12 protein-coding genes are annotated in these 20,224 nt (G+C 60.7%); 4 read left to right on the forward strand and 8 right to left on the reverse strand.

From position 1 onward, the window contains the following. Window positions 1-82 precede the first annotated feature (82 nt). The 8 genes from iolD to ACZ9BC_RS14580 form a co-directional block, all read right to left on the reverse strand. Window positions 83-2,032, reverse strand: a complete 1,950-nt coding sequence (gene iolD, locus ACZ9BC_RS14545) for a 3D-(3,5/4)-trihydroxycyclohexane-1,2-dione acylhydrolase (decyclizing) (protein ID WP_476246554.1) — start codon at window positions 2,030-2,032, stop codon at window positions 83-85. A 188-nt stretch (window positions 2,033-2,220) separates the two neighbouring features. Continuing rightward, window positions 2,221-3,354: a Gfo/Idh/MocA family protein gene (locus ACZ9BC_RS14550; protein WP_476246555.1), complete on the reverse strand. Its 1,134-nt coding sequence runs from the start codon at window positions 3,352-3,354 to the stop codon at window positions 2,221-2,223. 84 nt (window positions 3,355-3,438) lie between these two features. Then, entirely contained in the window at window positions 3,439-5,199 is a 1,761-nt protein-coding gene (locus ACZ9BC_RS14555; protein ID WP_476246556.1) for a hydantoinase B/oxoprolinase family protein, read from the reverse strand. Between the two features lie 2 nt (window positions 5,200-5,201). Beyond that, on the reverse strand, window positions 5,202-7,292 hold the full coding sequence (locus ACZ9BC_RS14560; RefSeq protein ID WP_476246557.1) for a hydantoinase/oxoprolinase family protein: 2,091 nt from the start codon (window positions 7,290-7,292) through the stop codon (window positions 5,202-5,204). A 33-nt stretch (window positions 7,293-7,325) separates the two neighbouring features. Beyond that, on the reverse strand, window positions 7,326-8,225 hold the full coding sequence (locus tag ACZ9BC_RS14565) for a fumarylacetoacetate hydrolase family protein (RefSeq protein WP_476246558.1): 900 nt from the start codon (window positions 8,223-8,225) through the stop codon (window positions 7,326-7,328). Window positions 8,226-8,227: 2 nt separating this feature from the next. After that, on the reverse strand, window positions 8,228-9,520 hold the full coding sequence (locus ACZ9BC_RS14570; RefSeq protein ID WP_476246559.1) for an aspartate aminotransferase family protein: 1,293 nt from the start codon (window positions 9,518-9,520) through the stop codon (window positions 8,228-8,230). Between the two features lie 19 nt (window positions 9,521-9,539). Beyond that, window positions 9,540-10,487, reverse strand: coding sequence for a C-terminal binding protein (locus tag ACZ9BC_RS14575; protein ID WP_476246560.1), 948 nt, complete (start codon window positions 10,485-10,487; stop codon window positions 9,540-9,542). Window positions 10,488-10,710: 223 nt separating this feature from the next. Continuing rightward, window positions 10,711-12,507 (reverse strand): sigma-54-dependent Fis family transcriptional regulator, encoded by a 1,797-nt coding sequence (locus ACZ9BC_RS14580; protein WP_476246561.1) that lies wholly within the window; start codon window positions 12,505-12,507, stop codon window positions 10,711-10,713. Window positions 12,508-12,900: 393 nt separating this feature from the next. Here ACZ9BC_RS14580 and ACZ9BC_RS14585 point away from each other — a divergent pair, with 393 nt between their 5' ends. From ACZ9BC_RS14585 to ACZ9BC_RS14600, 4 genes are all read left to right on the forward strand, one after another. Then, on the forward strand, window positions 12,901-13,581 hold the full coding sequence (locus ACZ9BC_RS14585; RefSeq protein WP_476246562.1) for a TetR/AcrR family transcriptional regulator: 681 nt from the start codon (window positions 12,901-12,903) through the stop codon (window positions 13,579-13,581). A 2,185-nt stretch (window positions 13,582-15,766) separates the two neighbouring features. Beyond that, a complete protein-coding gene (locus ACZ9BC_RS14590) occupies window positions 15,767-16,492 on the forward strand; it encodes an IclR family transcriptional regulator (protein WP_476246563.1) in 726 nt (241 codons plus the stop codon). Between the two features lie 38 nt (window positions 16,493-16,530). Then, on the forward strand, window positions 16,531-18,564 hold the full coding sequence (locus tag ACZ9BC_RS14595) for a hydantoinase/oxoprolinase family protein (protein ID WP_476246564.1): 2,034 nt from the start codon (window positions 16,531-16,533) through the stop codon (window positions 18,562-18,564). Continuing rightward, entirely contained in the window at window positions 18,561-20,216 is a 1,656-nt protein-coding gene (locus ACZ9BC_RS14600) for a hydantoinase B/oxoprolinase family protein (RefSeq protein ID WP_476246565.1), read from the forward strand. Before ACZ9BC_RS14595 ends, ACZ9BC_RS14600 begins: the two co-directional genes overlap by 4 nt. Window positions 20,217-20,224: the final 8 nt, after the last annotated feature.

Raw genomic sequence — 20,224 nt, forward strand, 5'->3', positions numbered from 1 at the left:
TTTGTCAGAAAATTGAAAGAACGGGGTTGCCCCGTAAAACGCCGGGCGGGACCGCGCTGCAGCGCGGTCCCGCCCGGCGCGTTTAGCGGGCGTCAGGTGCGGTGGTGGCTGCGTAGAAGCGCTGGCGGGCACGGCCCTCCAGGTGCTTCGCAGTCCCTTCCTGGCTGCCCGGGCGCTCCGACGTCATGGGAACTCCGACATCCCAGAAAGCACCGTTGCCGGACAGGTAGCGCGCGCGCTCCACACGGGCCACAATCACTGCGGGGCCGTTCACTTCCCTGGCCTCGGTGAGCGCCGCCTCGAATTCCTCGATGGTGGTCGTGGACCAGGCTGCACAGCCCATGCTGGCAGCGTTGGCCGCAATGTCGAAGTCCAGGATTGCTCCGTCGAGGCGACCGGACTCGTTGCTGCGTTCCCGGTACTGGGTACCAAACTCGCGGCCAGGGCCGCCCTTCGACACCTGAAGCGGCCAGATGCACTGGTGCCCGCGGTTGTCGATCACGATGGTGATGATCTTCTTGTGTTCCTGCACCGCAGTGACCAGCTCGGTGGGCTGCATAAAGTAGGTGCCGTCACCGATCAGCACGTACACCTCGCCAGGGGTGTCCCCGCGGGCGATCCGGTAGCCCAGGCCTGCCGGGATTTCATGGCCCATGCAGGAGTTGGCGTACTCGAAGTGGATCTCGGTGCCGTTGGACGGATCCCAGGCCTTGTGGATGCCTTCAACCACCCCGCCGGATCCCAGGATCAGGGCGTCCTGGCTGGTGGCCGTGCGATTCAGCACGTCAATTACCTGGGCCTGGCTCATGTTCTCACCGGGGAATGCCTGGAGGTCGTGCTTGCGTACCTCGAAGGTGGCCTTCCGGGCGTCCGCGATGTCGCTGCGGAAGTCCTCGGATGTGCCGTACTGACGGGCTCCGAGGCGTTCACGCAGCGCGGCAAGGGACAGTTTGGCATCGCCAATGACGGGGAATGAGCCCATCTTGTGGGCGTCGAATGAGCCAACGTTGAGGTTCACGAACTTCACGTTGGGGTTCTGGAACAGTGAGTGTGATGCAGTGATGAAGTCCTGGAGGCGTGAGCCTACAGTAATGACAACATCCGCGGCGTCGGCGATTTCGTTTGCCCCCACTGTGCCGGTCACGCCGAGGGCGCCCAGATTAAGTTCACTGATGGGGCCGCTTCCCTTGCCGGCGTACGTCTCGGCCACCGGAATGCCGAACTCGGCGCTGAAGCGTGCCAGTTCCTCCTGTGCCTTCGAGTAACGGACGCCACCACCTGCGATCAGCAGGGGGCGTTCGGCGTTCGCAATGATTTCGGCAGCATCGCGATACTCGTCCTCCACAGCAGGACGACGACGGATGTGCCACACCCGCGGTGTGAAGAAGGATTCCGGGAAGTCGAATTCCGCGCCCTGGATGTCCTGGGGCAGGCAAACTACTACGGCGCCGGTTTCGACTGGATCGGTGAGGACCCGCATCGCTTCAGGGAGTGTGGACAGCAGTTGGGCCGGGTGGGTGATCCGGTCGAAGTAGCGGCTGACCGGGCGGAAGCAGTCGTTGGCGGATACATCCCGTTCTACCGGGTGCTCGATCTGCTGCAGCACGGGATCACCAAAACGGTTATTGATGATGTCCGCGGGAAACAGAAGCACCGGAAGGCGGTTGGTAGTTGCCGTGGCGGCACCTGAGACCATGTTCGTCGATCCCGGGCCGGCGGAGGCGGTACAGGCAAGGGTCGCGGCGCGGTTTGAGGCTTTCGCGAAGCCAATGGCGGCGTGGACCATCGATTGCTCGTTCTTGCCCTGGTAGTGCGGGAAGTCCACGCCATACTCGTCGATTCCCTGCGCCAGTCCAACGGAGTTGCCGTGTCCGAAGATGCCGTACATTCCGGCAACCAGGCGCCTCCGTTCACCGTCTAATTCGCTGTACTGGACCTGAAGGTATTCAACGATTGCTTGTGCGACAGTGCGGCGACGGACGGCCTTGACGTCGACCTCTGTGCCGATGTCAGCAGCGGCTGTGCTAGTCATGCGATCTCCTAAATTCGTAGGTGCGTCGGCATTTGCAACCGATTCGCCCGAACTTCAGGTTTTCACTGTGGGGAAGCAATGTTGTGTCCCAGTTTGATACGCACGCTTGCTATGGGGTACGAAAAACAGCAGCCGACGGCGGCACGCAAGTACCGCCGTCGGCTGCTGTTGTTGTTGCCTACGTTCCCCTAGTCGAAACGGTAGGGCTCCTGCGGTCCCACCGAAGGCAGCGGCCGAGGCCGCTCGCAGGTGCTTTCAATCTCGATGTGACGGCCCTGCTCCGAGGATGCTTCAAAGGCGAGGAGGACTTCCAGCACGTGGTAGGCGAAGTCGCCACCGGTGCGCGGCTCCAGGCCCTTGCGGATGGCGTAGCCGAACTCGGCCAGGCCGATGCCCCGGTAGGCATCGTCGCGGTGTGTGATTGGAGTTTCCCGCCAGTCACCACCGCCTGGAGGGGTCATGTCCAGCGCCAGGTCGCCGGGCTCGCCTCGGCGCAGCACAGGTGCCCCGGAGAAGTGGTCAGGGTTTGGCGCCGCCAGCGAGCCACCTGTTCCGTATATCTCCAAATGCGGCAGGTTGTGGTTCCAAATGTCCCAGCTGACGATCACCGTTGCGGATGCACCCGACTCGAAGTCGATGGTGCCCGTGACGTGCGTCGGGGTCTTGATCTGAATGACTCCGCCCTCTTTGCCGGGACGGGGCCGGGTCTCCGATGAACGTGGTGTTGTTGCGGAGACCCGCTTGACCGGGCCGAAGAAGTTTACAAGGTTGGTGATCAGGTACGGCCCGATGTCCAGCATGGGGCCGGCTCCCGGACTGTAGAAAGGGTCGACGTTCGGGTGCCAGTGCTCATAGCCGCGGCACGCGAAGGACGCGAAAGCGGCCACGGGTTCTCCGATCCAACCGTCATCGATGAGCTTGCGGCTGGTTTGCATGCCGGAGCCGAGGAAGGTGGTGGGTGCTGAGCCCACTTTCACCCCAGCCTCGCGGGCGGCGTCCAGGATCTGGCGTGCCTCATCCAGAGAGGTTGCAAACGGCTTTTCCGAAAGGACGTGCTTACCTGCGGCGATGGCTTGGAGCGTCACCGGCGCGTGGAGCTTTGGCGGGGTGAGGTTGAGAACCAGCTCTACCTCGTTATCGGCCAGCAACTCGTCCGGCGAGAGGGCCTTGGGAACCGCGTATTCTGCTGCCCGTGCTTTCACGGCCTCCGCGTTGACGTCTGCCAGTGCCACGATGTCGACGTCCGGGTGGACGCCAATCTTGTCCAGGTATTGGTTGAGAACGTTTCCGACGCCGATGATGCCGACTCGAATGGGTTCCATGTGAATCTCCGTCATTAGTTAGTGAAACCTTCCGGGGCGAGGAAATATACCCCGCCCCGGAATCAGTTGCTATGGCTGGTACTTCTAGATGGCCAGACGCTCTTGGCGGGTCTTTGCCGTGGCCGCTTCGTCGATTGCGCCGTCGGTGATGATGACGCCATATTCGGCAGCTGCTGCTTCCAGGGAAACCCGTGACTCGCGGTAGTCGTCGAGGACCGCCAGCACTTCACGTTCGAGCGGGTCACCGTATCCGCCACCACCCGGGGTGATGGAGACTACCTTTTCACCGGACTGCAGGTCGTAGCGGCCCACCACGGGAATCTCGCGGCGTTCGCCGGTCTTGAGGTCTTCAACCCACGCCGACGGTACAGCGCCATCACGGCCGCCGCGGACGCCCTTGGGCGGGTTGAGCTTACCCTCGATGCCGTATGTGAGGGTGACACTTTCCCCACGCGGTTCCATGGTGACCCGGGTTGCGAGTCCGCCTCGCTGCCGGCCTGCTCCGCCGGAGTCCGCTACCAAAGTGCGTTCGTGGATCAGGATCGGATAACGCTGCTCGTCCACCTCCACGCTGTCGTGGTAGAGAAGAGCACCGCAGACAGGACGCTGATAGGTCGGCCACCCATCAACGTAGGGGGTAGCCGGGCCACCGACGCCTCCCACCAGAATCTGATTCACGTAGGCGTTGCCATTGCGTTCGTCGATGCCGGAAATAACCGATTTGGCAGGGGCTTGCCCGGCTGCTCCCTCAGCTGTGCCGTACCCGTCATCAATCTGGGAGAAGGCGGCCTGGACGATGTTGACCACTCGGTCAGCGAGGTTGGTGGTTCCGGACGAGCACGAGTAGGGGTGCTTCGGGACGCCGACGGCGCAACCGTCACGGAGCAACACCTCCACCCTCCGGAAGGTTCCGGCGTTGCTCGGCAGGTTCTCCGGAATACCGGAGAGGATGCCTGCAAGAGCTGCACCCGTTGCCGTTGCCCTTGTGAGGTTCAGGCCATTCGGGAGGTTGTCCGGATTGTCGCGGAGGTCAATAACGATCTTGCCCTGCTTGGGTTTCACCTCGACGGTGGCTTGCAGGTGCACCCCGTCCGGGCCGGTGCCGGGGAAGGGATCGTGGGCCGAGGTGCCGTGGAGGATGTACTCGGGCAGCGTTTCGATGGCGCTGGCGGTAAGGCGTTCCGAATAGTCGAACCAGGCGTCAACGAAGTCCACCAGATCATCGGCGCCGAATTTTTCGGCGAGTTCGTGGATGCGGCGCTCGGCGATCCGGGAAGCACCTACCGATGCGAGGTAGTCGCCGTACCACTGGTCCGGGACACGGATGCGGGACCGGCACATGCGGATGATGTCGTCAATATCCGTGTAATCGCGCTGGACACGTACGCAGGGGAAGATCAGGGCGCCTTCCTCGTAGACGTCACGGGCTGTGGCAAAGAACGTGGTGGGAAGCGAGTTGCCGCAGTCGGCCTGGTGGGCCTTGGTGACGGCGGTGAAGAGGTGGCGTCCCCGAAGGAAGATTGGAACCAGGATGACGTGGTCGGCGGCGTGGGAGTTGCCCATGTAAGGGTCGTTGTGGAGGAACGCGTCCCCTTCTCGAATGTCGTCATGGAGTTTCACCATGTCTTCGCCGAGCGGGCCAGCGCCGAAGACGTGGACGGGGACACCCTCTGCTGCTGCGAGAAGCTGGTTGTCAGCCGTCAGCACGGCACAGGAGAAGTCGCGGGCAGTGTTAATGACAGAGGAACGGGCCGAGCGGAGCAGGCCGCTGGTCATTTCACGGACGATGCCGTCGAATGCATTGGCAAGTACCGAAAGCTTTACAGGATCAAATTCGCGCGTCACGGTTACGCCTCCTTACGGGTGAGGTAAATGTTTGATCGTTCGTCGAGGGTTGCGTTCCACTCAGGCGGCACGACGATCGTCGTGGTGGGCTGGTCAATGACCGCGGGCCCCAGGATCTTGTCCCTCGGCGCCAGGGTGACGCCCCGGTACCGCTGGGTGCTGAAGGGCTCGCCACCAAAGACGATGTCATCGGTGCGATGAATCTCGGTGGTGCCGGTGTTGCCCCCCTCGTCCTTCGGGTGCTCCGGCCGCGGTATCTCTACACGTGCGCCCCAGGAGATGATCTCCACCCGGCTGTCGGGGTCGTGTGTGCCGTTGCGTCGGTCGTGTTCTTCGTGGAAGGCCCGCTCAATGAGTCCAGCGGCATCGCCGGAGGTGTCGGGAGCGGCATCCAGGTACACGCGCAGATCCCAGGCCTGCCCTGGGTAGCGGGCGTCGACGAAGTAGGTGACGCTGGGCGCCTCGCCCACGCCATCGAAACGCTTCAGGAAGAGCTCGGCTTTGGCGGTCAAGTCCTCAACGGCGCGGGAGGCCGAAACGGCGTCGAAACTGCGGGTGTCGTTGTGCAGTGGCGAGAGGAACTCCGTGGCGATAGGTGCACGGTGGGCGCCATAGGCCGCTAGCACACCGGCGGTGGCCGGAATGAGGACGGTCTCAGCTTCGAGGAGGACACCGATCGCTGCGGCAACCATGGCACCGGCTCCACCGCCCGCAACAATGAGAGCACCCCGAGGGTCCACGCCCTGTTCCAAGGCCGCCTGACGGATAGCCGTGGCCATGTGGTTGGCGGAGACGTCGAGGATGGCCTGTGCAGCCTGCAGCGTGCCCATCTTCAACGGTCCGGCGATGCGGGTATCGATGGCCCGCACGGCCGCCTCGCGGTCCAAGGTGAACCCGCCTTCGAAGCCCTCGGTATCGAGGTAGCCAAGTACCACACATGCATCCGTCACCGTTGGCTCTTCACCGCCCCGGCCGTAAGCTGCCGGTCCGGGGGTGCTGCGGGCGCTCTGCGGACCCACGCGGAGCAAGCCGCCGCCATCGATCCACGCGATGCTGCCGCCACCGGCACCGATGCTGGAAACGGCAACGGAGGACAGGCCGGTGAGGTGTCCTACGAATGGCTCACCCAGCCAGGCCTCCCTCGTGTGGCGGACGACGCCTTCTTCAACGAGGGACACGTCAAACGTGGTACCGCCCATGTCGCAGACAACAACAGTGTCGCGGTCCGGAGCAGCCGCCGCGCCCACAAGGGGTGCCATGGACGGGCCGGAGTTCAGCAGCAGAACGGGACGGTCCAGGACATCCGCGACGTCGAGCACCGCACCTTCGGAGGTCACCACCAGGAGGTCGCCGGCGAAACCGTACTCCTCGAGGTCGGAACGCAGCTTGCCCAGGTGGTCAGCCATCAACGGCTTCAGAGAAGCGTCGATCGAGGCTGCAGAGGAACGGCGGTATTCCCGGATGGTGGGGTTGGCCTGGTTGGACAGAGTTAAGGGAACGCCGGGGAGGATTTCCTCGATCAGTTCGGCAACTCGCTTCTCGTGGACGTCGTTGATGATCGACCAGAGGAAGGAAACGGCAACTGCTTCAATCCCCTGTTCCTTGAAGGAACCCAGGACTTCCCGTACCTGCTCTTCGTCCAGCGGCTCCAGGACGTCGCCTTCAGCGGAAATGCGTTCTGTGATCTCATAGGTCAGGTGGCGGGGAATATAGGGCGGCGGGTAGGCGGCCTTGGAGTCGAAGGCGTCCCGGCGCCCGCCTTCGCGCAGCAGCAGGGTGTCGGCGAACCCGTCCGTGGTTAGTAGTGCAGTCTTGGCAACCTTGCCCGTCAGCACTGCGTTGGTGGCGTGGGTGGTGCCGTAGACAATGACGTCCGCGTTGCGGAGGACCTCGTCACCGCTCCAGCCGACCGACTCCGCCGCACGGCGAACTGAGGCTTCGAAGCCGGTGAACACCCGGTCGTAGGTGGTCAGCGCCTTGCCGACCGCCATGTCGCCGCTGTTGGAATCGACTACGACGTCAGTGAACGTACCGCCGGTGTCGACGGCGATACGATACCTGGCCTCGCCTGGTTGTGTCTGTACTTCACTCATGGGTTTCATTACTTTCGTAGAACTTGAAGGGAATTAGAGCCGGGGCTGGCCGACGGTGTTGCGAAGCAGTCCGACCTTTTCGATTTCGATCTCCACGATGTCTCCGGGCTCAAGCCAGACAGGCGGGTTCCGCTTGGCACCAATGCCCTGCGGGGTACCCGTCGCGATGACGTCACCCGGTTCCAGGGTGAGGAAGCTCGAGAGGTAGGAGACGATGCGGGCGATGGGGAAGATCTGGTAGCCCGTGTTGGAGCGCTGGACCTCGTTGCCGTTAACGCGGGTTGCCAATTCCAAGCTTTGCGGATCACCCACTTCATCCAGGGTGACCAGCGCAGGGCCCCAAGGGGTTGAGCCGTCTACGGCCTTGCCGGCCAGCCATTGGGTGCCGCGGTATTGGAGGTCGCGCGCCGTGACATCGTTCAACGGGGCGAGTGCGGCGACGTACTCCAGCGCGTCCTCTTCAGATACTTCGCTGGCACGTCGTCCGATAACCACTGCCAGCTCACCCTCGAAGTCAAGGTTGTCTGAGACCCGGGCACCCCCGATCTCCTCTTCAGGACCAATCATGGTGGAGGCGAACTTCGCGAAAACGTCCGGGTACTCGGGGAAGGCCCGGCCGGTTTCGGCGACGTGGTCCTTGTAGTTGAGACCGATGCAGAGCACCTTGGCCGGGTCCGTGACCGGTGTGGTTAAGCGAACCTCGGTCAATGCGCCGACTCGGGCCACCAGGTCCTGGGCGGCGACGCTGGTGATCCCGGCTGAGATCGCGGGGATCCGGTCGCCGTAGAGCTTCAGGAACTCACGGACCGAGGTGGTTGCGCCGTGAACTGCATCTGTGGAGCCTTGGAGGAGCAGTTCGAGATCATAGACAGCATCGTCAATCAGCACCCCGCCGCGGACGCCGGATTCGTGGTGGTAGGAAACAATCTTCATGGCTACTTTCCGTTTTCCGTTTTCGGGGTTCCGCCTGCAATTGCGAGCACGGCATCAGCCAGTCGTTCGGCGATGTCCCCCGCGACCTTCTCATCCATGGGGGTGGACAGGGACAGCAAGTTGGCGGGCGAACCGAGCAATCCCCGCTCGTAGGAGGCCCACCAGAGCCGGTGCTGGGTCTGTTCGTCGACCTTCTCTGCGCCGGCAGGAACCGCGCGGAGCAGAGAACCCCGGCCGCGCACTTCCCAGCCGGCGTCGGCGATCCTTAGGTTCACTGTGTCACGCGTGGTGTCACCCAGGTGGTTCAGCCTCTTTACTTCCTCTTCGGTGAAGAGGCGCAAGGCGACTGCCCCGGCAGCCATGCTGACCGGATTCCCGGAGAAGGTGCCGCCATGTGGCAAGCTGCCCGGATGGGTCGGATCCACTTCGGCCATCAGTTCAGCCCGGCCGGCCACGGCGCCGACGGGGAAGCCGCCGCCGATCAATTTTCCAGTGGTTAGCAAGTCGGGGGAAACGCCGTATTCGCCACTGAAGCCGTTGAATCCGAGGCGCAGACTGATGACCTCGTCAATGATCAGGACAATCCCGTACCGCGTTGCGAGCTCACGGGCAGCGTGTACGAAATCCTCGGAAATCTTGAGAAGACCGGCCCTGTTGGGCAGCAGGTCCAAGATGATTGCCGCGTATGAGTCCGGTGCCGCTTCAACTTCATGACGCAGGACGTCGACGTCATTGAGCGGCACCGCGGTGACGTCGTTTATTACACCACGGGTCACTCCGCGCTGGTATGCCGGTCCGCCAGGAACCAGGGCCACTTCGGACGTTCCGTGGTAACCGCCCTTAGTGACGATGACGCGTTCGCGCCCAGTGCTTGCGCGGGCTATGCGGATTGCGGACATCACGGCTTCGGTGCCGGAGTTGGCAAATCGGACTTGGTCAAGATCAGGCAGGCGGGACAGCAGGAGGTCTGCCAGTTCCCACTCGTAGAGGTTCGGGATTCCCCAGCTGGCGCCGGCGCTGAGTGCCTTCGTTGCGGCCTCGGTGATCTCGGGGTGCGCGTTGCCATGGATCAGCGAGGTGAAGTTATTGTTTGCATCGATCAGTTCATGGCCACGGTCATCCCAGACGCGGTAGCCCTCGCCTCGGATGGCATAGGGGCTTGGGGCTCCGGTGTAGTACGTTGATCGGCCGTAGCCGCCCGGCAGCAAGGGGAAGCCGCGGGGTCCCCTGCGCAGGTGTGGATCCTCCGCGGGGTGACCCTCCGCGACCTTTTCCAGGTGGTTTCTTGTTCCCAATTGGTTTTTCTCCAGTCTTTCAGTTCACGAGGTCGATCAGCGGTTGCCCGGTCAGTGCCAGCCGGACCCGTTCCACGGCGCCGTCCTGCAGTGCGCCCGTCGAGCGGTTGGAACGCCATGCGATGTGGGGAGTCAGGATGGTGTTGGGTGCTGAGCGAAGCGGGTGCCCGTCAGGCAGCGGCTCTTCAGCAAAGGTGTCGATACCAGCACCGGCAATGTGTCCCGAGGTCAGCGCTTCGGCAAGTGCTGCTTCATCGATGAGGCCGCCGCGAGAGACGTTGACTACTACTGCCCCCTTGCGCATCCGTGCCAGGACATCCTCGGAAAGGAGGTTGCCCGTCTCCGCGGTCAGCGGCAGGTGCAACGAGACGACGTCGGAGTTCTCCAGGATGTCGTCCAGCCCGGTCAGCTCCACGAAGCTGTCCGTCACGAACGGATCGTAGGCCCGTACACGGGCGCCCACAGCCTGGTACATCCGGGCGACATGCTGGCCGATACGCCCCATTCCAAGAACACCGACCTCGAGCTCGGACAGAACCGGCGTGTCGTATCCGATGGTCCCGGCCCAGCCGAGATCTCGGATCGACGCATCACCTGCAGGCAGCCTGCGTGCCAACGCCAGGCCCATAGCGAAAGCGTGTGAAGCCACTTCCTCCGAAGCTGTCCCCGGGACGATCGAAACCGGAATGCCGGCCTCGGTGGCAGCAGCAACATCGATGTTGTCGTAGCCAATTCCGTACCTGATGACTGCCCTGCATTTGGACATCACGGGGAAGTCCTCAGCAGTGAGCTTGGCATAGGGGGTGATCATGACAATGTCGGCTTCGGGAAGCCCTTCACGGAAGGCATCGGCGTCCGCCGCAGGCTTGAGTGCGTAACCGAACTCCACCGCGAGGGCATGCTCACGGTCCAAATTTGGGAAATGGTGAGGGGCCACAAGAATGGTTCCCTGGGCATCGCGCGTCATAGTGTGTCGTCCTGTTCGTGTCGTACCCTCGTTCGCTGCCAAACACTCCATGGGACGAGTGCCGGTGTCGGGTGATTTCAAGTACAACGCGATATCCGAGCCTCTATCCGTGCCAGATCGAGACACAAGAGCGGGACACCTATCCCGTGGGTCAGAGTTGTAGGGCAGCACGCAGGAGCCGGCCATCAAGGATGGCCGGCTCCGCTATTTCTGCCTGGTGGAATCAGAGGTCGATGCCCCGACTGCGGAAGTAGTCCATGCGCCGATACAGGGTGGAGCGGCCAATCTGCAGAGTTTCCGCTGCCAGACTGCGGTTGCCTTTCGCCTCCTGCAGGGCGGTGCGCAACTCGCTGAGTTCGGCGTCTTCCAGCCGGGAAAGCCGCCCCTTGGTCAAGACGCGGTGGAAGCCCTGCGACAGGTCGTCGACCGTCACTTCGGCACCTTCTGACCGCTCCACCGCGTTGGAAACGACGGACCGGAGCTGGTCTATGTTCCGCGGCCAGTCGGCTTGTGTGAGCGTTGAGACGAGCCTACGGGAAAGCCTGCGCTCCCCCAGTTCCTCCGCAATGGCAGTGGCGAGTTGCGGGATGTCTTCCCGTCTGTTCCTCAGCGGCGCTACTGATACCTCAAGGGCGTCAAAAGACTCGGAGAGCAGCAGGGTGGCGTCTGTTGGCCGTGCAATCGTGAAGATCAATTTGGTAGCCGAATTTCCCCTGAGATTGCGGGCGATCTCGCTGGCTTCGTTCTGGGAAAGCTCGTCGGCGTGCTCAATAATCAGCGTCGCAGGCAGTTCTGTAGCCACCCTATGGAGCACGTCCCTGAATTGAGGGTTCTTGAGAGCGCCACTGCGTGCATCAACCGCCATGTGCCCTCCGCGCAGCGATGCGATGGCACTGGCCACGCGGTGTTTCCCGCTGCCAAGTTCACCGATCATCATCACGGACCTGCCCTCGTCTACCGCCTTGCGGGCCAGGTTAAGGGTGCGCTTGAACTCGGTGCTGGTCCCATCCAGGTGCTTCATCAGTCGCTCAGCGGTTCCCTGCGGTGAAGACTCCCGTTGCGGGGGTATGGCTGCAGCAGTGACGGCCCGCTCATTGTTTGGAGCATGGGGCCGGACGACAACAATTGCGCCGACATTCGCAGCGGACAGGGTTACGGGGGAAACTTCCAGAGTGGATAGTCCAGGCCCTTGGAGCATCACCTCACAGTTCAGGCCGCGACCGGAAGACATTACCACCGTGGCGTAGCCGGATATGATCGAGAAGTCGCTGTCTTGCAAAGAAGCCGTTGCGGTGGCGTTCTGGAGGGAGTTCTTCCCATCAAGTGCTATCACCGCGCGGTTGCCCCTTCGGCGCGAGATTTTCAAGTACTCATTCAGAAGCGCCCGCTCCCTGGAAGAAGTCCGCACTTCGATATCGCGCTCGATCCGCGAGGCTACGCCCTCAAGCATCAGCAGCGTAGAGGAGGGTTCCAAGGTAGAAACGCGGTTGGCGGGGAGTGTCAGGCCAACGACTGCTCGCACGCGGTTGTGGAACGGGTCCCGAACCAGCGAAGCAAAGCACCAGTTCCCTCGCATGTCTTCGCGGAAATGTTCCTCCGGGGCCAGCCAGACGCCACGGCCTTCCTCCAGCGCCAAGCCTTCACCGTTGCTGCCGCAACTTTCTTCCAGAAGCGAATATCCGGCCGGGAAGCCGTCGTCGCGAAGGAAATCGGCCTTTACGAGTACGCCGTTCGGTGCCGTCAGGTTGACGTATCCACCCATGTCGGCAGCCACTTCGTCCAGCTTCTGCAAATGTGGGCCGGCAGCTTGGATTGTATATTCGTCCACCCGGCCTTCGTCAAAGAAGCCTCGATCGGCTACGGCATCGACTCCAGCGGCCCTGCTGCGGTACCAAGAGCGCGCCACGATCGGCCGGATTCCCCGGAGATCCGTATGAGGCTGCATGAGGAAAAGTTCTCGGAGGCGATTAGTTTCGCGCAACGAGTTATGCGGCCTAGGGGACAGCATTTCAGCGGCCATGGAAGAACTGTCTTTCTGGAGAAAATGAGGCGGACTAGGAGACAGCGGCAGTCCCGTGGGGGTGGGAGGCAGCACGCCTTGCAAACCAACCGCGGGACCGGGCACGGAAGGCCTGCTGTGCCTGCCAGGCATCGTCCTGGCGCGCGTTAGTTTCCAGGGCTTGGGCGCTGATATGCGCGGCAATCATGCCCGAAAGGCCGCTTCCAAAGAGGTTGCAGTTCTGGCTTGTCCCCCGGATTGTTTTTTCGGTGACCATGTTCCGCTCTTCCTGCTCAAAATAGCATCTATGGAAACGCCAAAAGCGGGTGCTTCTTCGCGCCAATCCAAGCGTACCTAACTAATGAACGTTAGCCAAGGGTTTTTGTCCCGTTGGTCGCTTGTTAGGGTCGAGCTATGAGTGGTACATCGTATGTAGCTGCACGGGACGCTTTTTCAGACCGCCTGGAGGAGTGGGGTTGGACTGGGCAGTCGGCTTCGCGGCGGCATATTCTGGAGGCTTTCCTTGAGCTGGCCATAGCAAACGGGTTCAACTCAGTCTCGATGCGGACCATCGCGAATGCCGTCAACATCAAACCCCCGAGCCTTTACTCACACTTTCCGAATGGCAGGGATGAGATAGTCGCAGAGTCTCTCAGGTGGCACTTCCATCGCTTCGGCGTCGCACTGCTGGAAGCGGTTCGGCAGGCCGCATCAGCTGAGGAGTTCTGGGATGCCATGGTCAGGCTTCATTTCACCCGTCAGGTGCGACTCCCGGAGAGCAATCTGTGGGATCTGCTGGTTGCCACGGACAGAGCGGCACACATACTTCCAGCCGAACTCCGCACCCAGGTCGATGACTGGGTGCGGATGCACCAAAACATGTATGTGGCCGCCGCCACGGATATGCGGTATACCGAAGCGGAAGATCGAGTCAAAGTTGTCATGACATTGCTTGAAGGTGCGACGCGCTGGGCATCACCAGACTGCGACGACGAAGAGTTGGATAAGCTGACCGACCGGGCGGTCCTGCTCTCACGCGCCGTTCTCAAGCTGGACCTCCATCTCCATGCCGCAGCGCGACCGCTACAAAGCTGAGCAGTTTGACTACTGACATTTGTTGCTAGAGCCGACACGACACTTCCCGGAAAGACTGGCCGCCACTGTATCGCAAGATGTAGCCAGGAAGCTCCCAGGTACGAGGAGCAAAATATGAAGAAAGCGCACTTGTTTCGACAGACAGCCGTCAGAGCGGGCCGGGGCCTACCAGGTATCCAGATGTTCGACACGTCGCATTCAAATTGGAAGTAAATCCCCTAACGATCCAGTTTTTCGAGGTTGTAACCGTCGTGTTCATGAAAAAGCCTCCGCTCGCCGAGACTGTCCAGAAGCCAAACGAACTCACCGTCGGAAGTACACTCATCGACGATTCCCATCTGCACGAACTTCCCGTCGAAACTTACTTCTACTACGTCACGTCGAGCTACCTTGTCCCAACGCGTCCTAGAAATTCTCGTCATAGGTTTTGCACCATTCCTTTATGAACTGCCTGTCGGAATCATGTCGCCGTGTCTGAATAACTTGTGCACGGAGCGAGTCTTGTATCGACGGATCCGGCCTTTATGTTCCGTGGTCTCTAATGATTGTCTGGATTGCTTAAAGCATCGACTGTGGATACACCAAGCGACCGTGTCAGTTTGAGTCACGTTTGGGCTGAGATCCTCAAAGTCACAGCGACACCGCGAACTGTTTTGCGGCAGAGCAGTTTAGTGAGCTTTCCACCATGGCAACAGCACCGGCCTCTTCGACGATGCCGGGCTATCGACGCTTGCGACGTTCATGACTACATCGTCCTCGAACATCTCCGCCACCTCGCGAGTAACCCTGTCGGGCAGCCGTCGCGCGGTGGTGCGCATCATTTCGATTCCCGTCAATGCCTGTGAACAAGAACCCCGTCCGATTTGAGAAATGCCTGGTTTTCGGATTGGTCATTCACGATCCACAGCACTCCCCCACTTTCCGATATTTCTTCTACTAGACCTTGGGCGACGATCCTCGCATTCCGCAAAATGTTTACTCGTTCACCTTGTTGCAGTTCTCGCCAATCCGAAAGCACAGCGTGCTTTCGTCTCCTGTGAGCTTCTCGAGCCTTCATTACTTTCACCTTGATCTGGTAATAGGAATTGTTTGTGCAGCAGCTTGGCAGGATCGACGTCGCCAATGACCTAGATCGCGAAAGCGGCTAGTCGGACTTGCCCAGGCGGCAAGAACTTGTGGCGGTACGCGCCGTCATCCCTAAGCAGCCTGGTTCATAAAATCTGAGTGTCAAGCTCAATAGCGGGTGAAGTAGCCATGCCCCTTCAGCATTACTTTGTTCCACGTCCTCGCTGCACCCTGTCAGGCCATCGTGGCCATGGTGTCAGGCCAAATGCCATCGATGGTATGACGGACAACCGAAACCAGTGAGTCGTTGGAAGCAGGCAACCAATGCCCAGTGGGCTCTCTCAACTCGGAGCGCTGCTTACGCTGTCCCGACTCGCCGTCGAAGGCCACCTGAGGGTTGCATTGCTCATTCACGCGTAGCCCCCACTCGAGGTGCCGACCGTGTGCAAGCTTCCGGTTCATCATTCTGATCAACTCACCATGCTTGTAGAACTAAAGGGTCTCCTCCAGCATGGGACCGGGGGCAAGGAACAAAACGTGTCACTTTGAGACAGCTGCCGATACCCATACCTGCCGCCTACGACCAGGTGCGTTGGCAATCAGGTGCTTAAACATTTATCACCCTGCATTCGTAGTGGTAGAAGCGGCGTCGGCCGCCGAAATGCTGTCAAGCGGTGTGGGGACATTTTCGATTCTCTCGACCGGACGGACTCCAGGCTGGACGGCTGCCCGCGGTGAGGGCGTCGACATCTCGAAAAGCACCTGCTGTTGCCGAATCTCGGCGTCCGGGGCGGTATCAGAGGGGAGACGCAAACCTTTTTTGGCCGCGTTACCGAGGGTCCTCGGCGGCTTCGCTGACGTATGGGAAGACACGCTAAGGCCCGCTCAGGTATGAGGATCTATGGCTTCGTCACTGGCCCACGCCACCGTCAGCACGTTCGGTCTGCAGGGGGTGCCAGGGGATTTAGAGACCCTGCTCTCACATCTACCCAATACGGAAAAGACTCTTGACCGGCCTCAAGGCGCCGGGCATGATCTACGGGCATTCGCATTTTACGAAGGGTGTTCGCATATGTCAAATAGCTCCAGGACCTCCAGCACAGTGGCGATGGCACTACGCGTGATCAAGCTGCTGAGCGAGAACCCTGACGGTATTGGCGTAAGCGACGTAGCCCGAAGGATGGGAATTGGGCGCAGCACAGCGCACATGCTCCTCGCCACGCTCGTCGAACAAGAGTTCGCCCTTCAGAACGAGGAGAGCCAGTACGTCTTGGGCATAACGGCTTTTGAGGTCGGGGCAGCCGTACCGGACGCTGCCCGCTTCGGAGGTGAGCTGCTTGGACCTATGCGCGAGCTCGCAGATCTTTCCGGCGAGGCCGTATCACTTGCAATCCCGTGGAACCGGGATGCAATTATCGTCCAGCGCTTCGAGACCAATCACGTCCTGAGGCTGGACATCAAGGTCGGGACTCGCATGCCACTCATAAGTTGCGCGTCCGGAAAAATCATGTTGGCCTCCCTTTCGGATGCAGAGATCGACAATCTCTACCCGGAGGATGACCTGCCCCCCGTCACGCAACACAGCATCCGTTCCAAAGACCTACTTAAATCCGTGACCCTCCCAACTGTGAGGAGGCAACGATACGCGGTGACCGAAGGCGAATACGCAGAAGGAATTGACGGTGTCGCTGCTGGAGTCGTCGATTCCACGGGTTCTTTGGTAGCGGCACTAAGCGTGGCGGGACCGAGCAGTCGATTCTCGACAGACAAATGGGTGAGCAGTCTACTCCAGGCCGCAGACGACATGACTGCACTTCTTGCAGCCCGCCGTCGCACTCAGCAGTGAAACACGTATCTAACGAAGCCGACAAAGGAACAAAACTTATGGAATATATCGCTGGGATCGATGTCGGAGGCACATTTACCGATGTGGTCCTCCACGATGCAGATACGGGAAGACTAAGGATAGCCAAAGTCTTCTCCACACCCGGGGATCAGGCAGAGGGGCTCGTGTCCGGACTCAACCAACTGGAAGTACCGCTCGAGCGCCTTGGCGCAGTTGTCCATGGAACGACTGTTGCCACCAACGCTGTCCTGGAGCGCAAGGGTGACCGCTGCGCCCTTGTAACGACCCGAGGATTCCGGGACGTACTGGAGCTTCGCCGCCGCGACCGGCCAACAACGTACGGGCTGACTACTGGTTACACCCCAATCGTGCCTCGAAGCCTGTCCTTCGAGATCGATGAACGCATCGACTCGAAAGGCCGTGTTCACGCTGCCCTTAACGAGGACGAAGTACATGAGCTGGGAAGACGGCTACGAACGGCGAACATCGAAAGCGTAGCCATATGTCTGCTCAACAGCTACGTCAATCCCACTCACGAACAACGAATTGTCGAACTCCTGACGAAACTACTCCCGGGCGTTGCGGTCAGTGCGTCCTATGAGCTTTGCCCCGAGGCCGGCGAATTCGAACGGGCCAACACCACGGCTGTCAACGCATATGTGAGCGCCACGATGACCCGATACCTGGACAGCGTCCAGGAACGTTTGAACTCCCAGGGCTTCAGGCAAGAAGTTCAGGTCATGCAGTCCAACGGCGGGCTGACACCCGCCAGCCGAGCGGGGCATTTGGGCGCACGAACCCTACTGTCCGGACCAGCCGCGGGCACCGTTGCCGCGGCGGCATTCGGGGCCGCATCAGGCCTTGCCAACGTCATTTCCTGCGATATGGGCGGCACCAGCTTTGACGTGGCGCTCATCCCTGACGGCAGCCCGGCCATCACTTCCGAAAAGAACATCGACTACGGCATTCCGATCAAACTGCCGATGATTGATATCACCACCATTGCCGCTGGCGGAGGATCAATCGCTTCCGTCGACCGAGGAGGCATACTGCAAGTCGGCCCTGAGAGTGCAGGATCTGACCCCGGACCTGCCTGCTACGGCCGTGGAGGCAGTCGCCCCACAGTGACAGACGCCAACGTCGTCCTCGGCAGAATCGCCCCTAAACAGCAGTTGGGGACACAAGAGGGCTTCAAGATTGACCTTAACGCCGCACAAGAAGCCATCCGCAATGAAATAGCAGAACCCCTTGGACTCACGGTTGACGAAGCTGCGCTGGCAGTCATCCGCATCGCCAACGAAAAGATGGCCGCTGCTATTCGAAGCGTCAGCGTTGACAAAGGTTACGACCCGCGCAACTTCGCCCTCGTCGGTTTCGGCGGCGCCGGCCCAATGCACATTGTCGAACTTGCCCGGACTGTCGGCGCCACCTCAGTTCTGATCCCTCCTCACCCAGGGGCCCTAAGCGCCTACGGCTGCCTGATCGCGGATGCAAAGTACGACTACGTAACCGCACTTAATGCCACCGTCGAAGGCAGCAGCTTTGCCGAAACAGTGCAGGAAATACTCGCCGAACATCGCATCGCGGGTGATGCCCTGCTGACCAACGACGGCTTCGGCAGCACCGCCATAACAGTCGAACACTTCGCTGAAATGAGCTTCAGCAAGCAGAGGTACACCCTGCGGATTCCCCTCGGAGACAAAGAGAGCAACTGGACAGCAGGGTGCCTCATCCAGGCGTTCCTCGATCAGCACGCAACTACGTATGGGGGCAAGCACCCATCACGGGATATCAAACTGATAAACCTCCGTACCGTCGCCACCGGAAAACGGTCACTCCAAATGGCGTCAGCTCTACCCGCAAGTACCGCTCACTCGCTGGCAAAACGAAGCATAACGTTCGACAGCATGACAGTCATGGTCGACGTGCTCTCCCGGGACACATTAACCGTGGGACAGACTCTGGAAGGACCTCTAGTGATTGAACAAACAGATACAACCATCATCCTGCCGCCAGGCACAACGTCGGTGGTCCAGAACGATAGCTCTCTTCTCGTGGAAGTGGCCCGATGAGGCCCGAAGTAGATGCCCTGTCATTGGCCGTGATCCGCGGCCGACTCGAGCAAATCGCAGACGAAATGGACACCGTCTTTGAACGCATGGCGTTCTCGCCGGTCATCTCGGACGCATGGGACCGGGCCGACGGAATCTATTCAGCGGTTGACGGATCTATGATCGTGCAGGGCGTCCGCGGTCTGCCCATCTTCGTCGGCACCATGCAATACACGGTTGCCAGCGTCTTGTCCGCGATCAAGGATCCGAAGCCCGGGGACATGTACTTGGTGAATGACCCCTTCGCCGGCGGCACTCACATCATGGACACCAAGATGGTGCGGCCGTTCTATTACCGTGGCAAATTATTCGCGATGCTCGCAAACACAGGCCACTGGACAGACCTTGGCGGACGCGTCCCCGGAGGCTTCGCAGCAGAAGCCAGCGACTGTTACCAAGAGGGCCTGCGCATCCCGCCTGTTCGTTTATTCAGTGACGAGGCACTGAACTGGGATATCCTCGCAATCCTGCAGACTAATTCCCGGTTGCCGGACGATGTCCTGGGCGATGTCCAGGCACAGGCGACGGCGTTGCGAGCAGGGGATTCACGATTGACCGAGCTCCTTGATGAATACGGTGCCGACCTTGTCTCCGCGGTGATCGATACACTGCGCGAACGTTCCTCAATTCAAATGCGTAGCTATATCAAGGACATCCCTGATGGCACGTACCAGTTCACCGAGGACATGGACAACGACGGCATCGTGGACAAGGCCTTGAGCATCGCAGTTGAGCTGACGGTCTCCGGCGAGGAAATGACGGTCGACTTCAGCAAATCCTCACCCCCTTGCGAAGGGCCGATGAACTCCGTCTACGCGGCGACTGTGTCCAGCGCCATTGTTGCGATCAAACACGTCTTCCCCGACGTGCCCATCAACTCCGGGATCTTTGAACCCCTGACTTTCGTAATCCCCGAAACTGTCTTCCTGAATGCCAAGATGCCCCGGCCCGTCGCTGGATGCGCCGCGGAAACAAGCCAGCGGATCATCACGGCGGTCATGGGCGCGTTGGCCGGTGCGCTTCCGGACCGAGTACCCGCCGGCTCCTCGGCTACCTCCAACAACTTGTCCATTGGCGGTGTTGACGAGGAAGGAGACCCCTTTGTCATGTACATCTTCCTCGGCGGCGGCTACGGGGGCCACAAAGCTGGAGATGGGCTTTCAAACGGCTGCTCGCTCATGAGCATTGGCCTGATCCAGTCAGTCGAAACACTGGAACAGCGCTATCCCATTCTCGTCCGCCAGTACTCGCTCCGTGAGAACTCATTCGGTGAAGGCGAATTCCGAGGCGGACTAGGCGTGCATTTCGAGTTCGAGTACACCGGTGATCGAGGACGCGCGAGCCTCCTGGGAGACCAATCGAAAACCGCTCCAATTGGTCGCGCTGGTGGAGGTCCGGGGGCGGCGTCGGCACCCTGGTTCCGCCTCCGCGGCGAAAAAGTCATCCTGCCCATGATCAGCAAGGGAGAGAACATCCCACTCACGCGGGGTGACCTCATCTGCATGCTTACCCCTGGAGGGGGCGGCTACGGCAACCCTTCAGCCCGCTCCGGCAAAGCCCTAAGGGCGGATGTCGAGTCAGGCTACGTCCGGGCAGCGTCCTCCGCCCTGTGACACATAAC

This window comes from Pseudarthrobacter sp. TE3704, assembly GCF_056279405.1.

Coding starts and splice junctions, on each gene's coding strand:
- iolD (WP_476246554.1), bottom strand. CDS start 2,032: ATGACTAGCACAGCCGCTGCTGACATCGGCACAGAGGTCGACGTCAAG.
- ACZ9BC_RS14550 (WP_476246555.1), bottom strand. CDS start 3,354: ATGGAACCCATTCGAGTCGGCATCATCGGCGTCGGAAACGTTCTCAAC.
- ACZ9BC_RS14560 (WP_476246557.1), bottom strand. CDS start 7,292: ATGAGTGAAGTACAGACACAACCAGGCGAGGCCAGGTATCGTATCGCC.
- ACZ9BC_RS14565 (WP_476246558.1), bottom strand. CDS start 8,225: ATGAAGATTGTTTCCTACCACCACGAATCCGGCGTCCGCGGCGGGGTG.
- ACZ9BC_RS14575 (WP_476246560.1), bottom strand. CDS start 10,487: ATGACGCGCGATGCCCAGGGAACCATTCTTGTGGCCCCTCACCATTTC.
- ACZ9BC_RS14580 (WP_476246561.1), bottom strand. CDS start 12,507: ATGGCCGCTGAAATGCTGTCCCCTAGGCCGCATAACTCGTTGCGCGAA.
- ACZ9BC_RS14585 (WP_476246562.1), top strand. CDS start 12,901: ATGAGTGGTACATCGTATGTAGCTGCACGGGACGCTTTTTCAGACCGC.
- ACZ9BC_RS14595 (WP_476246564.1), top strand. CDS start 16,531: ATGGAATATATCGCTGGGATCGATGTCGGAGGCACATTTACCGATGTG.
- ACZ9BC_RS14600 (WP_476246565.1), top strand. CDS start 18,561: ATGAGGCCCGAAGTAGATGCCCTGTCATTGGCCGTGATCCGCGGCCGA.